The 12,288-nt window shown below is 68.1% G+C and carries 14 protein-coding genes; 8 read left to right on the top strand and 6 right to left on the bottom strand.

Going from position 1 to position 12,288, the window contains the following annotated elements; genetic code table 11:
- Window positions 1–147 precede the first annotated feature (147 nt).
- Both ACFE7U_RS14255 and ACFE7U_RS14260 read left to right on the top strand, forming a co-directional pair.
- Window positions 148–375 (top strand): hypothetical protein, encoded by a 228-nt coding sequence (locus ACFE7U_RS14255; RefSeq protein WP_375410380.1) that lies wholly within the window; start codon window positions 148–150, stop codon window positions 373–375.
- On the top strand, window positions 363–545 hold the full coding sequence (locus ACFE7U_RS14260; protein ID WP_375410381.1) for a DUF3606 domain-containing protein: 183 nt from the start codon (window positions 363–365) through the stop codon (window positions 543–545). Before ACFE7U_RS14255 ends, ACFE7U_RS14260 begins: the two co-directional genes overlap by 13 nt.
- A gap of 22 nt (window positions 546–567) precedes the next feature.
- Here ACFE7U_RS14260 and ACFE7U_RS14265 read toward each other — a convergent pair whose 3' ends face one another.
- Window positions 568–846, bottom strand: coding sequence for a hypothetical protein (locus tag ACFE7U_RS14265; RefSeq protein ID WP_375410382.1), 279 nt, complete (start codon window positions 844–846; stop codon window positions 568–570).
- A gap of 100 nt (window positions 847–946) precedes the next feature.
- Between ACFE7U_RS14265 and ACFE7U_RS14270 the strand changes: the two genes are divergently transcribed.
- The 6 genes from ACFE7U_RS14270 (at window position 947) to ACFE7U_RS14295 (ending at window position 4,707) form a co-directional block, all read left to right on the top strand.
- The gene (locus ACFE7U_RS14270) at window positions 947–1,279 is read left to right on the top strand and encodes a hypothetical protein (RefSeq protein ID WP_375410383.1); all 333 of its coding nucleotides are present in this window, start codon (window positions 947–949) and stop codon (window positions 1,277–1,279) included.
- 76 nt (window positions 1,280–1,355) lie between these two features.
- Window positions 1,356–1,652 (top strand): hypothetical protein, encoded by a 297-nt coding sequence (locus ACFE7U_RS14275; protein ID WP_375410384.1) that lies wholly within the window; start codon window positions 1,356–1,358, stop codon window positions 1,650–1,652.
- Between the two features lie 111 nt (window positions 1,653–1,763).
- On the top strand, window positions 1,764–2,378 hold the full coding sequence (cysC, locus tag ACFE7U_RS14280; RefSeq protein ID WP_375410385.1) for an adenylyl-sulfate kinase: 615 nt from the start codon (window positions 1,764–1,766) through the stop codon (window positions 2,376–2,378).
- 130 nt (window positions 2,379–2,508) lie between these two features.
- Entirely contained in the window at window positions 2,509–3,600 is a 1,092-nt protein-coding gene (locus ACFE7U_RS14285; RefSeq protein ID WP_375410386.1) for a hypothetical protein, read from the top strand.
- A gap of 143 nt (window positions 3,601–3,743) precedes the next feature.
- Window positions 3,744–3,989 (top strand): hypothetical protein, encoded by a 246-nt coding sequence (locus ACFE7U_RS14290; protein ID WP_375410387.1) that lies wholly within the window; start codon window positions 3,744–3,746, stop codon window positions 3,987–3,989.
- A 130-nt stretch (window positions 3,990–4,119) separates the two neighbouring features.
- Entirely contained in the window at window positions 4,120–4,707 is a 588-nt protein-coding gene (locus ACFE7U_RS14295) for a peptidase S14 (RefSeq protein WP_375410388.1), read from the top strand.
- A 12-nt stretch (window positions 4,708–4,719) separates the two neighbouring features.
- Here ACFE7U_RS14295 and ACFE7U_RS14300 read toward each other — a convergent pair whose 3' ends face one another.
- The 5 genes from ACFE7U_RS14300 to cyoB form a co-directional block, all read right to left on the bottom strand.
- The gene (locus tag ACFE7U_RS14300; RefSeq protein ID WP_375410389.1) at window positions 4,720–8,100 is read right to left on the bottom strand and encodes a PAS domain S-box protein; all 3,381 of its coding nucleotides are present in this window, start codon (window positions 8,098–8,100) and stop codon (window positions 4,720–4,722) included.
- Between the two features lie 269 nt (window positions 8,101–8,369).
- Window positions 8,370–9,149 carry an SURF1 family protein gene (locus ACFE7U_RS14305; protein WP_375410390.1) on the bottom strand — a complete coding sequence of 260 codons (780 nt, stop codon included), beginning with the start codon at window positions 9,147–9,149 and terminating at the stop codon, window positions 8,370–8,372.
- A 10-nt stretch (window positions 9,150–9,159) separates the two neighbouring features.
- Window positions 9,160–9,570 (bottom strand): cytochrome o ubiquinol oxidase subunit IV, encoded by a 411-nt coding sequence (cyoD, locus tag ACFE7U_RS14310; RefSeq protein ID WP_375410391.1) that lies wholly within the window; start codon window positions 9,568–9,570, stop codon window positions 9,160–9,162.
- A complete protein-coding gene (gene cyoC / locus ACFE7U_RS14315) occupies window positions 9,567–10,196 on the bottom strand; it encodes a cytochrome o ubiquinol oxidase subunit III (RefSeq protein WP_375410392.1) in 630 nt (209 codons plus the stop codon). The genes cyoD and cyoC overlap by 4 nt, the downstream gene beginning before the upstream one ends.
- A gap of 5 nt (window positions 10,197–10,201) precedes the next feature.
- Complete coding sequence (gene cyoB, locus ACFE7U_RS14320; RefSeq protein ID WP_375410393.1) at window positions 10,202–12,205, bottom strand: cytochrome o ubiquinol oxidase subunit I; 2,004 nt, start codon at window positions 12,203–12,205, stop codon at window positions 10,202–10,204.
- Window positions 12,206–12,288 lie beyond the last annotated feature (83 nt).

A 12,288-nucleotide genomic window follows, 5' to 3' on the forward strand; every position in this document is an offset into this window, starting at 1 on the left:
CCGACCCTCTCCGTGTAAAGGAGACGCTCTACCAACTGAGCTAACCGCCCGGATCGCTTCGGCGTCGTACCGACGGGGGTGCGCCCGTGCAAGCCCCGGGCTCGATCGGACGCGATCCGGCGCCCCCACCGCGAAAGGATGAACCCCTTGGCAGGCCCGAGAGATCTCAAGGTCCAGATGGCGGCGGAAACGCGGGCGCGCGAGCGTGCCCAGGCACTGGCCCGTACGGAGACCGCCCGTGCGGTCCGCGCCGAAACGGCGTTGACCTTGGTGACCGCCGAGCGGGATCTCTGGAAGGCGCGTGCCCTCGCGTTGGAAATTCCGGGTCACGCGACCGCGCGGACGGTGACGGAGGACGCATCATGGCAGGCCTGAAGGACAAGCGCGGGTTCATCGACAAGGATCGGCTCGATCTCTCCGAGCGCAAGGCCGTCGAGTACTGGATGAAACGCTGGGGCGTGACCCAGGATCAACTCGTCACCGCGCACCGCAAGGCAGGCCGCATGGTCAAGGACATCGCAGCCGAGCTCGGCAAGAAGCGATGATGCCGCCCCGCCGCCCTACACCTCAGTATGGGTAGCCGTAATACGGGCTCGGCCGATACTCACGCCGCCCGGCGCGCACGGGTCGGTCGTAGCGGCCTTCATAGGCACCAAGATAGGGATCGAGGCGCGGATCGCGATAATTGCCGTTGTTGACGCCCGCCGAGCGGTCGTTTCCGGACAGGGCCGAGTAGGGCGACAGGCCACTTCCGCCACCGCTGCCGCCGCCGCGCGCTAGGGCGGGACCCGAGAGTGCCACGACGAGGGCGGCCGCCAGGGCCATGCCGATCCGTGTCCCCGCCATGATGATCTCCTCCGCCCGCGTCCCCGAGTCGTCTCGAAAAATCAAACCCGCTTCTCTCCCGCGCGGTTCCTCGTGGGGCGTCGCTGCGGAGCACCTCCGCATGATCTCCGCCGCATTCTGGCACGCGGCATGCTGGGGATGCTGGCGTTGGGGAGCGTCATCGGAGGGTGAGCTGAGCAGCATCGCCATCCCCATCGAAGATCTCGGCCGGCCGGCACTCCTGACGATCTGGCCGATGTTCGACGTGACCGCGAAATGCGTGGAACCGCGGGAAATGGCGAGCCTGCGCGGGGCGCTCGACGCGGCGTTCGACGCACTGCGGGACGGGACGGGCTCACCCTGGATCATCACGGAGAACGGCCTGATCCTGACACCCGGGTGCCTGACGGCCCTGATGCCGTTCGCCGAGGAGTTCAGGGGGCCGGGGACTTAACCCGCCTCTAACCATTCTGGGTGAACTCTTCCCGACCGGATGCTCGGCGCGTTACGCTCTCGGCGAGGAGATGCTTATGATCCTTCTGATGTTTGCGGCCCTCGGGGGCGGCCTCGCGACCGTGTCCGTGTTGGCGCCCTTCGGTGCAGTCGCCGCCGCGGCCTGCGCGCCCATCGGCGGCAGCCTCTGCGCCGTCCTGGCAGCCGTCTACATCACACGGCAGCGCGAGGAAGCCGGAAGCCAGGAGGACCTCGACGCCCAGGCCGACGCGATGGTGGCGACCCTGCGCGATCTGGCAGCCCGAGTGCCTGAGGCCCGCCCCGCGGCGACGACGTTTGCCGAGGTGAGCGCGGATCGGGCCCGCGTCGGCTGAGCCGACCATCGAGGGACGAATTTTCTCCCGAAACACTCTGAAACCCGGTTCGGGTTGTCCCAACTGCATCCAACGCAGTAAACTCCCCCCGCACATCCTCCGGGCGATCGCGTGTCGACGAACAATCCGACGACGAACAATCTGACTTGGCAGATCCTGCAGCCCCGCGAGACACGCTGGCTGCGGCTCGGACAGAGGCCCGTCATCGCCTGGTTCACCGGCCTGTCGGGATCGGGCAAGTCGAGCATCGCCAATGCGGTCGACCGGGCCCTGACGAACCGCGGACGTCACACCATGGTGCTCGATGGTGACAACCTGCGCAGCGGGCTGAACCGCGACCTCGGCTTCAGCGCGAAGGATCGCGACGAGAACGTCCGGCGGGCGGCCGAGGTCGCGGGGCTGATGGCAGAGGCCGGGCTGATCACCATCGTCTCGCTGATCTCGCCCCTGCGGACGGAGCGCGAGAATGCCCGTCGGATCGCCGGCGACATCCCGTTCCTCGAAGTCTTCGTGAACACGCCCCTGCCGGTCTGCGAGGCCCGCGACCCCAAAGGCCTGTACCGACGCGCCAGAGGCGGGCAGATCCCCGACTTCACCGGCATTTCCGCCCCCTACGAGGCGCCGACCGATCCGGACCTGACGGTCGTCACCCAGGGCCGGACCGTGGAGGAATCGGCGGAGGACCTGATCGGCGAACTCGTGCGTTTGAGCGCAGGGGCCGCCTGACCCATCGGGCCGGTCCTCCTCACGCCCCGGGCCGCCCGAGCGGCGCCGCCATCCTGCGCATCCGGATCGCGGTGCGATCACCGAAGGACCAGATCTTTCCCCCATGCGACGCGGAATCGTTCACATCGGGATGCCACGCACGGGCTCGACGTCCCTGCAGGTCATCCTCACCCATCTGCGGCCCCTCCTTCTCGAGCACGGCGTGCTCTATCCGGAGATCAAGCCGCGTTCGTTTCCCTGGGCCTCCCCCAACCATCAGCCTTTCGGCGAGACCCTCGACGGTCGTCGCCCGGCCCATGAGAAGGCCGAGTGCCTGGCGTCGCTGTCGCAGGCCCTGGAGCGGACGCAGGCCGACACGGTCATCCTGTCCTATGAGGATTTCGCCCATCAGCACCCCCGCTTCGGCGTGCCAGGGATCCTGCGGGCGGCCCTGGCGCAGCACGGCTTTGCCATGGAGGTAGCCGTCGTCGTGAAGGCGCCTTCCGAGCAGCTCAACTCGGTCTACAGCCACCGTGCCCAGATGATCCGGGAGACGCGCACGTTCGGGGAGTTCGCCCGGCAGGCTTGGCGGTCCGGGCGCTTCGACTATCAGGCCCTGACCGAGCCTTGGATCGCGGCAGCGAATGGCCGGATCAGCGCCATTCCGCTGCGGGACCGGCGCTCGGACGCCCCCCTGATCGAGCGCTTCGTCGCTGCGCTCGGCCTGCAAGAGAGGATCGGCGAACTGATCGGCGGGGCCGAGCGCGGTCTCGTCGAGAACCGGTCGCCAGGTCCCATCGCCGTCGAGGCCAGCCGCCGGCTGCGACGCATGCGGGTCCACCGGCAGGCCAAGGCCCACCCTCGCGAGATCGGGCGGTTCATCGACGAACAGGCCTGGGCGCGCGGCTGGGACGCGACGCCCTTCCGGGGCAACGACCCCGCCATGCTGACGCGGATCGACGCGCATTTCGGCGCAGCGAACGATCGCTTCGCGCAGCAGGTCTGGGGCGACCGCTGGGCGGCCGTGGCGCGGGACGCCGGAGCGCGCGAGCCCACGGAGCTCGCCGGCCGGCCGATCCCTCCCGAGACGGAAGAGCGAATCGCTTGGCTGGTGGCGCAGACGATGACGCATCACGGCTTCCACAGGCCGCCCGACCTGTGGTGCAGGACCCTCAACCTCGTCGAGGCCGGCGCGACGCAGCTCGCCCCCCGTCTCGGTTACCGCGGCTGGCGCGTCAGATGAGGCCGTCGTCCCTCGATCCGAATGCCCAGTCACCGCATCCGGCACGATGTCGCGGATTTTCGATTTTCCTGCACTAAAGTGATAGACGCGTCCCAAAAGCCGGCTCATCGTCTTGCGACGATCACGGGTGGGGAGTGCCGACGATGGGGGGCTACTGGCTCTACGACACACAGCAGGGTGACTTTCGGATCATGCAGGCTTGCGTGGCGCAGAAGGAGTGCTTCGTCGTCCTCTACGAGAACGAGGCGCTGGGCACCTGCCCCTCGGCGGAAGCGGCGTTGCAGAGGCTGACACGGGGTGCGGTCCATGCGCCCGTCTGCGGTCTCGACATCGGCAAGCTCGCGCTCCCGACGGATCTCACCGACTGGACCTTCGCGCCGGCGCCGTAGGGACCGGTCGATGGGCGATCCATCATCCATCAGCCCGGGAGGGCCCCCGGAAGGGTCTCGTGCGACGCCCCCAGGCAGCCTTGCCGCGGCACGGATCGTGCTGCCTAACGGCGACTCGCGAGGAGCAGAGATGACGATCGTGAACCCCTCGGCCACCACCCCGCTCCCGCCATCGGCGTTCCGGAAGCCGGCGATCCTCCTGTCGGGAACCGTGAACGACGACATGTACCGGGACTTCCGGCACCAGCTCGACCGGGCCTCCGAGGAGGCGTTGGTCGTCGTCGAGCTCTCGACCCTCGGCGGCGACCCGGAAGTGGCGCGGATGATGGGGGAGGATATCCGCTTCAACAGCGAGATCGCACCGGAGCGGCGCTTCGCCTTCCTCGGGAAGGCCGCGATCTACTCGGCCGGCACGACCTTCATGAGCTTCTTCGCGCGCTGCAACCGCTACCTCACCCGGGGGACCCGCCTGATGATCCACGAGCGCAAGCTCGCCAAGGAGCTCAAGCTCAACGGTCCCCTGACCACCTGCGTCGCCACCGTCACGGCGACACTGCACGAGATCGAGGCGTCCATCGCCATCCAGAACGAAGGCTTCGCCGACCTCATCGTCGGGTCGAGCGTGACGATGGACGAGGTCCTGAGGAAGGCGCCCTCGAACTGGTACATCGAGGCGGAGGAAGCGAGGCGCCTCGGACTGATCGAGGCGGTGATCTGAAGCGGGCGGGCCTCAGGCCGAACCGCTGCTCGTCGCGAGGGCGCGATGTCCCGTGACGCGGCGCAGCACCTGCGACAGCTGCTCGGCGGCATAGGGTTTCTTGACGAGTTCGAAGCCGTGGGTGCCCTCTTCGGCGATCACGTGGCTGTAGCCGGAGGTGAGGACCACCGGCAGACCCGGATAGCGGCGACGGATCTCCTTGCCGAGCTCGATGCCGTTCATTCCCGGCATGACGACGTCGGAGAAGACGGCATCGAACCGGGTCGTCTCGCGCAGGATCTGGAGGGCCTCCTCGGCATTGGTGGCCCAGGTCGTATCGTAGCCGAGGTCCTGAAGGATCTGTGTCGAGAACGTCCCGACCTCGACGTTGTCCTCGACGACGAGGACGCGCCGCCCGAAGCCCTGTTCGAAGCGCCCGTCTTTCGCCGGGCCTGACGGATCCTGCTCGACCAGTTCACCCGCCGGAGCCCAGGGAAGGTAGAGCGTGAAGGTGGTCCCTCGGCCGACTTCGCTCTCCACCGCGACGTCGCCCCCCGACTGCTTGGCGAAGCCGAAGACCTGGGACAGCCCGAGCCCGGTCCCCTTGCCCAGTTCCTTGGTGGTGAAGAACGGCTCGAAGATCTGGACCATCTGGTCCACCGGCATGCCCGACCCGGTATCGGTGAGCGAAACGGCGACGAAGCGCCCCGGACCTCCGCCATGCCCGCGGATCGGCGGCATCGCCATGACCTCGCCGACCGCGACCGTCAGCGTGCCCTCCCCGTCCATCGCATCGCGGGCGTTCACCGCCATGTTGACGAGCGCCGTCTCGAACTGGCTGACATCCGCCTTCACGAAGCAGGGCTCCGGGGCGAGATCGGTGACGATCCGGATGCGCGCGCCGACGATGGTGCGGAGCATGTCGGTCACGGCGTCCAGACGCGAACCGGCGTCGAACACCTCGGGGTTGAGCGCCTGGCGACGCGCGAAGGCAAGGAGCTGACCCGTGAGCTTGGAGGCGCGGTCCACGGTCTCGGAGATCGCGTCGACGTAGCGCCGGCGCCGCTCCTCGGCGAGGTTGGGGCGGCGCAGGAGGTCGGTGGAGGACTTGATGATGGTCAGGAGGTTGTTGAAGTCATGGGCGACGCCGCCGGTGAGCTGTCCGACCGCCTCCATCTTCTGTGCCTGGCGCAGGGCATCCTCGGCGACGAGGAGGGCCGAGGCCTGCCGCTTCTCGTCGGTGACGTCGCGGCCGACCGCGTAGAGCAGCCCGTCCTCGGGGACTGCGGTCCAGGACAGGTGCCGATAGGCGCCCGACCGGGTGCGGCAGCGGTTCTCGAAGCGCAAGGTCGACAGGCGGTCGCCGAGCCGCGCCAGGGTCGTCACGGCAGGTCCACGGTCGTCCGGATGGATGAGGTCGAGGAACGAGACCCGTCGGACCTCCTCGGCGGACCATCCGAGCACGGTGGCCCAGGCCGGGTTCGTGCTCACGATCGTGCCGTCCATCTCGGCCACGCCCAGCAGGTCCTGGCTCACGGCCCAGATGCGGTCGCGTTCGGCGGTGCGGCGGGCGACCTCGTGCTCGAGCTCCTCGCGGGAGCGGGTGAGAACGTCGCGCGCCTCGATCTGGTCGTGGATGTCGATGACCGAGCCGACGTAGCCGAGGAACTCTCCGGCCTCGCCGAAGCGCGGGCTCGCCGCATCGATGGCCCAGCGATGGACGCCGTCGGCCCGGCGCAGCCGGTACTCGACCCGGAACGGCGACCGGGTGGCATTGGCCGAGCCGAACGCGTCGCCGGCGCGCGCCCTGTCGTCGGGGTGGGTGGCGTCGAGCCAGCCGTATCCCTGCGCCTCGGCCTCGCTCTGCCCGGTGAACTCGTGCCAGCGCCGGTTGAGGTAGGTGCAGTAGCCCGTCGGGTCCGTCACCCACATCATCACCGGAGCGTGGTCGGCCATGTTGCGGAACCGCGCCTCGCTCTCGCGCAGGGCGACCTCCGCCCGCCTCTGCTCGGTGACGTCGGTGTGAACACCGACCCACTCGCGAATCTCGCCGTTCTCGCCGTTCTCGCCGAAGGTCGGGATCGCCCGGATCGAGAACCTCCGCCAGGCGCCGTCGGAGACCCTCTTCAGGCGATGCTCGTGAACGAACGTCCGCCCGGCGGCGACCGCCTCCGTCCAGCACTCCACCGTCGGCGCCACGTCGTCGGGGTGGATGGCCTCGGTCCATCCGTGGTCGTGGTAGGTCTCGGGATCCTGGCCGGTCAGGTCGGACCATCCCGGCTGCTCGCCGGTCATCCGTCCCTCGGCATCGTTGGTCCAGAGCACGCCCTCGACGGCTTCGACGGCCGCCCGGAACCGGACTTCGCTCCGGTGCGAGGCCGCCTGCGAGCGCACCCGCTCGATATGGGCCCAGGAACGCTCGGTGGTCTCGGCGACGAGGGCGAGTTCGGCCTCCGACCAGTCGCGCGGCTTGGCACAGTGGACGGCCATCAGGGCGGTGAGCCTGCCGTCCTTCACCAGCGGCTGGCAGACGGTGGCCTGCAGGCCGAGGGTCAGGAACAGGGCGGCCTGTTCCGGGCCGAGTTCGGCGAGGGTATCGCGCGTGACCAGCGGGTTGCCGGAGCGCAGGCGCGAGACGGCGATCTCGCCGAAGCCGCTCAGACGATAGGCTCCGACGATGCTGGCGGCGCCGGCCTCGGTCCAGTCCGCCCTTTTGGTGAAGGCGTCCTCGTCCGGCTCCATGTCGGCATAGGCACAGACCGCGACGCCGAGATGCTCGCCGAGGAGCCGGGTGGTCGCGGCGAGGATCGCGGCGGGCTCGGTCATCGCCTTGACGGCCTGCGCGAGCCTGTCGAGGAAGCGCAGCCGCTCCTCGCTCTCCGTCCGTGCGCTCAGGGCGTGGCGCAGCTCGAGTTGCGACATGACCTGACGCGCGAGCCTCTGCAGCGACTGGATCTGCCACGCATTCAGCTCGCGCGGCACCGTATCGAGGACGCAGAACGTCCCGATCGGCAGGTTCTCGGCCGTCTTCAGGACGGCGCCCGCGTAGAAGCGAAGGCCCGGATCTCCGGTCACCAGGGGATTGCAGGCGAAGCGCGGGTCCTGCGACGCGTCGGAGATCATCAGGAAATCGTCCTGCAGGATGGCCTGCCGGCAGAATGAGGTCTCGAGGGGCGTCTCCCGGACACCGAGGCCGACCTCGGCCTTGAACCATTGCCGGCCCTCGCCGATCAGGTTCACGACCGCGATGGGCGTCTGGCAGATCTCGGAGGCCAGTGCGGCAAGGTCGTCGAAAGCGGCTTCGCGCGGCGTATCGAGGATCCGGTAGCGAGCGAGCGCCGCGAGGCGTCTCGACTCCCTGTCCTGATCGGTCCCGGCATACGGAGCTGCAACCTCACGCTGCGGGCGCGTCATGGCGGCCCGTCGTCGAGGTGCCAGGTGCCCGGCCTCATGGGATGATCCTGATCAACGGCGCCGTCCTGCCCGGGACGTCGCCCCGCCTCCCAGCGCGGAGACCGCTCGTCGCGCTTGGTCATTCCGCCACCATAGGGCGCGCTCTTCGGCGAACGACAGCGGTTTTTCCAAGAGCATGAAGGCAGTGGCGACATAGGCGGTGAACGCGCGCGGCGGCCCTTTGGCTCCGCAGCGTCTCCGGCGCGGCCGCCGAACCGCCCCGCTCCGCTTCACCTTGTGGTCGTACTCCCTTCGCCGTCGGCCCGATGAGGCCGGCGGCGTTCTTCCCGCACGAAAAGCCACGCCGCAGCGAGGACCATCAGCGCCAGCGCGTACCAAGTCGCCGCATAGACGAGATGGTTGTTCTGGAAGGCGACGACCGTGAGGCCGCCGACCGGCAGGCCGCCGGCATTCGGCGTCGCATCGGCGTCGATGAAGTACGGGGCGGTGTCGGCGAGACCCCGTGCGGCGGCGATGGCCGCCACGTCGCGCGAATACCAGCGCCCGGCCGCCGGATCGTTGCGGCGCAGGAAGGCGCCGCCGGGCTCGGCCAGGCGAAGGAGGCCGACGACGGACGCCGCAGCGGGACCGGGCGTGCGGTTCACGAGATCACGCCACTCGGAGGGAGCGAAGCCGCGGTTGACCAGGATCGTCGTCCCGTCGGTCTGAACGAGCGGCGTCATCACCCAGTAGCCGCCGCCGCGATCCGTCACGGCCTGGACCAGGGTCTCGCGATCGTGGAGGAACCTGCCCTCGGCCCGGATGCGGCGGTACTCGTCCGATGCTGCGCTCAGGCCGGGCCATTGCGGCCGGGCCGGAGCCGCCACGGGCGCGGCGTGGATCCGGGCCTCGACGCGGGCGACGAGGTCGAGCTTCCAGGCCCTGCGCTGCACCTGCCAGGTTCCGAGCCCGACGAGGGTTGCGAAAACCAGGATCGCGGCCAGACCGAGGAGGGACAGCCTCAGGGGCGACCGACGCCGCGGCGCGGGTCCGGCGACGGGATCGCCCATCGCGGCGCCTTCAGCGCATGTGCTGCTTCATGTCCTCGGCCGACATCGGCATCATGTTGGCATTGAGGTGGTGCATCACCCAGAGCGAGCCGACGAGGGTGATGATGACCACGGTGGCGGTGAAGATCAGCGCCAGCACGGTCCAGCCGCCCTCCGAGCGGGTGTTCATGTGCAGGAAGAAGATCATGTGCACCACGACCTGAACCATGGCGAGGGCCATCACCAAGAGGCCGGTGATGCGCGCATTGCCGATGACGTCGCCCATCACGAGCCAGAACGGGATCGCCGTGAGGATCGCCGCGAGGACGAAGCCGGTGACGTAGCCCTTGACCGAGCCGTGGGGTTCGCCCTCGACGCTCTGGTTTCCATGCGTGGCGGTGTCGTCGGTGGTCCTGGGATCGGCGCCGGCGGTCAGGCTCATCGCAGGGTCCCCATCAGGTAGACGAAGCTGAACACGCCGATCCAGATCACATCGAGGAAGTGCCAGAACATCGAGAGGCACATCAGGCGGCGCTTGTTGTCCTCGCCGAGCCCGCGCTGCACCACCTGAACCATCAGGATGGCGAGCCAGACGAGGCCGAAGGTGACGTGCAGGCCGTGCGTGCCCACGAGCACGAAGAACGAGGACAGGAAGGCGCTGCGCTGAGGAGTGGCGCCCTCGTGGATCAGGTGGCTGAACTCGTAGAGTTCGAGGCCGACGAAGGCGGCGCCGAACAGTCCGGTGATCCCGAGCCAGGCCAGCGTCGGCCAGCGCCTGTCCCGCTCCATCTCCAGCATGGCGAAGCCGTAGGTGATGGAGGAGAACAGCAGCATGGCGGTGTTGAGCGCCACGAGCTTGAGGTCGAACAGGTCCGCCGGCGACGGCCCGGCGGCGTAGTTGCGCCCCACCACCGCATGCGTCGCGAAGAGCACCGCGAAGATGAGGCAATCGCTCATCAGGTAGAGCCAGAACCCGATCAGGGTGGCCGGCGCGTGCGGATGGTCCTCGGTCTCGTAGAAGCGCAGGGCCTCTTCGCTCTCCGGCGCGGTGTCGGCGTGTGATGCCATGGCGGTCAGGCCTGCCCCGCCATGAGGCGCGTCCGCTGCGACTCGATGTCGACCACCGCGTCGGCGGAGATCGTGAGGTCGCGGTCGTAGTTGAAGGTGTGCACGATCGCGGCGAGGAGCATCACTGCGAAACTCGCCGCCGCCAGCCACCAGATGTACCAGATCGTCGCGAACGAGAAGATCGTGCTGAGCGCCGCGATGACGACCCCGGTGCCGGTGTTCTTGGGCATGTGGATCGGCCGGAAGCCCTCGCGCGGACGGTCGTAGCCGCGCTTCTTCATGTCCCACCAGGCGTCGTGGTCGTGGATCACCGGCGTGAAGGCGAAGTTGTAGTCCGGCGGCGGCGAGGCCGTGGACCATTCCAGCGTCCGCCCGCCCCAGGGGTCGCCAGTATGGTCGCGCAGCTCCTCGCGCTTGCGGTAGCTCACCACGAGCTGGACCATGAACGACAGGATGCCGAGCAGGATCAACAGGGAGCCGATCGCCGCGATCACGAACCAGATCTGCAGCGAGGGGTCCTCGATCCGGTTGAGGCGGCGCGTCACCCCCATCAGGCCGAGCAGGTAGAGCGGCATGAAGGCGACGTAAAACCCGACGAGCCAGAACCAGAACGACAGCTTTCCCCAGAACGGGTCGAGCTTGTAGCCGAAGGCCTTCGGGAACCAGTAGGTGATGCCGGCGAACATCCCGAACACGACGCCGCCGATGATGACGTTGTGGAAATGCGCCACGAGGAACAGGCTGTTGTGGAGCACGAAGTCGGCCGGGGGCACGGCAAGCAGCACGCCGGTCATGCCGCCGATGACGAAGGTGACCATGAAGCCGAGCGTCCACAGCATCGGCACCTCGAACCGGATGCGGCCGCGATACATCGTGAACAGCCAGTTGAAGATCTTGGCGCCCGTCGGGATCGAGATGATCATCGTCGTGATGCCGAAGAACGAGTTCACGGAGGCGCCCGAGCCCATCGTGAAGAAGTGGTGCAGCCAGACGAGGTAGGCGAGGATGGTGATGACGACGAGCGCGTAGACCATCGAGGCGTAGCCGAACAGGCGCTTCGACGAATAGGTCGAGACGATCTCGGAGAACGCCCCGAAGGCCGGCAGGATCAGGATGTAGACCTCCGGGTGACCCCAGATCCAGATCAGGTTCACGTACATCATCGGGTTGCCGCCGAGATCGTTCGTGAAGAAGTGCGTGCCGACGTAGCGGTCGAGCGACAGGAGCGCGAGGACCGCGGTGAGGATCGGGAAGGCGGCCACGATCAGCACGTTGGTGCAGAGCGAGGACCAGACGAAGATCGGCATCTTCATCATGGTCATGCCGGGAGCGCGCATCTTTACGATGGTGGCGATGAGGTTGATGCCCGACAGCAGCGTCCCGATGCCGGCGATCTGCAGCGCCCAGATGTAGTAGTCGACCCCGACGCCGGGGCTCTGGGTCGCGCCGGAGAGCGGCGGCATCGCGAGCCAGCCGGTGCGGGCGAACTCGCCCACGAACAGCGAGGCCATCACGGTGGCGGCCCCGCTCGCCGTCATCCAGAAGCTGAGGTTGTTCAGGAACGGGAAGGCGACGTCGCGCGCGCCGATCTGGAGCGGGACGACGAAGTTCATGAGCCCGGTGACCAGCGGCATCGCCACGAAGAAGATCATGATCACGCCGTGCGCCGTGAAGATCTGGTCGTAGTGGTGCGGCGGCAGGTAGCCCTCGCCCCCGCCCGAGGCCAGGGCCTGCTGGCTGCGCATCAGGAGCGCGTCGGAGAAGCCGCGCAGCAGCATCACCAGGGCGAGGATGATGTACATGATGCCGATCCGCTTGTGATCGACGGTGGTCAGCCAATCGTGCCAGAGCGTGCCCCAGACGCGGTAATAGGTGATCGCGCCGAGCAGGGCGGCCCCGCCGATCGCGACCCCGACGAAGGTCACGATCAGGATCGGGTCGTGGAACGGGATGGCGTCCCAGGTCAGGCGCCCGAAGACGAGCTTCAGAAAGTCCGGATTGGAGAACATGCGGTCGGCTCGTTCGCTGTCGTCGGATCGGTCGCGTGGCTCAACGGTTCATCTGTGCGGGGGCAGGACTACCGTGATCAGGA

The organism is uncultured Methylobacterium sp. (assembly GCF_964251405.1).
In the GTDB taxonomy this organism is placed as follows: domain Bacteria; phylum Pseudomonadota; class Alphaproteobacteria; order Rhizobiales; family Beijerinckiaceae; genus Methylobacterium.

Bases quoted from the DNA above. Each gene is read 5' to 3' on its own strand.
- ACFE7U_RS14295 (WP_375410388.1), top strand. From the start codon at position 4,120: ATGACGATCGTGAACCCCTCGGCCACCACCCCGCTCCCGCCATCGGCG.
- ACFE7U_RS14305 (WP_375410390.1), bottom strand. From the start codon at position 9,149: ATGGGCGATCCCGTCGCCGGACCCGCGCCGCGGCGTCGGTCGCCCCTG.
- cyoD (WP_375410391.1), bottom strand. From the start codon at position 9,570: ATGAGCCTGACCGCCGGCGCCGATCCCAGGACCACCGACGACACCGCC.
- cyoC (WP_375410392.1), bottom strand. From the start codon at position 10,196: ATGGCATCACACGCCGACACCGCGCCGGAGAGCGAAGAGGCCCTGCGC.
- ACFE7U_RS14260 (WP_375410381.1), top strand. From the start codon at position 363: ATGGCAGGCCTGAAGGACAAGCGCGGGTTCATCGACAAGGATCGGCTC.
- ACFE7U_RS14285 (WP_375410386.1), top strand. From the start codon at position 2,509: ATGCCACGCACGGGCTCGACGTCCCTGCAGGTCATCCTCACCCATCTG.
- ACFE7U_RS14300 (WP_375410389.1), bottom strand. From the start codon at position 8,100: ATGACGCGCCCGCAGCGTGAGGTTGCAGCTCCGTATGCCGGGACCGAT.
- ACFE7U_RS14290 (WP_375410387.1), top strand. From the start codon at position 3,744: ATGGGGGGCTACTGGCTCTACGACACACAGCAGGGTGACTTTCGGATC.
- ACFE7U_RS14270 (WP_375410383.1), top strand. From the start codon at position 947: ATGATCTCCGCCGCATTCTGGCACGCGGCATGCTGGGGATGCTGGCGT.
- cyoB (WP_375410393.1), bottom strand. From the start codon at position 12,205: ATGTTCTCCAATCCGGACTTTCTGAAGCTCGTCTTCGGGCGCCTGACC.
- ACFE7U_RS14265 (WP_375410382.1), bottom strand. From the start codon at position 846: ATGGCGGGGACACGGATCGGCATGGCCCTGGCGGCCGCCCTCGTCGTG.
- ACFE7U_RS14275 (WP_375410384.1), top strand. From the start codon at position 1,356: ATGATCCTTCTGATGTTTGCGGCCCTCGGGGGCGGCCTCGCGACCGTG.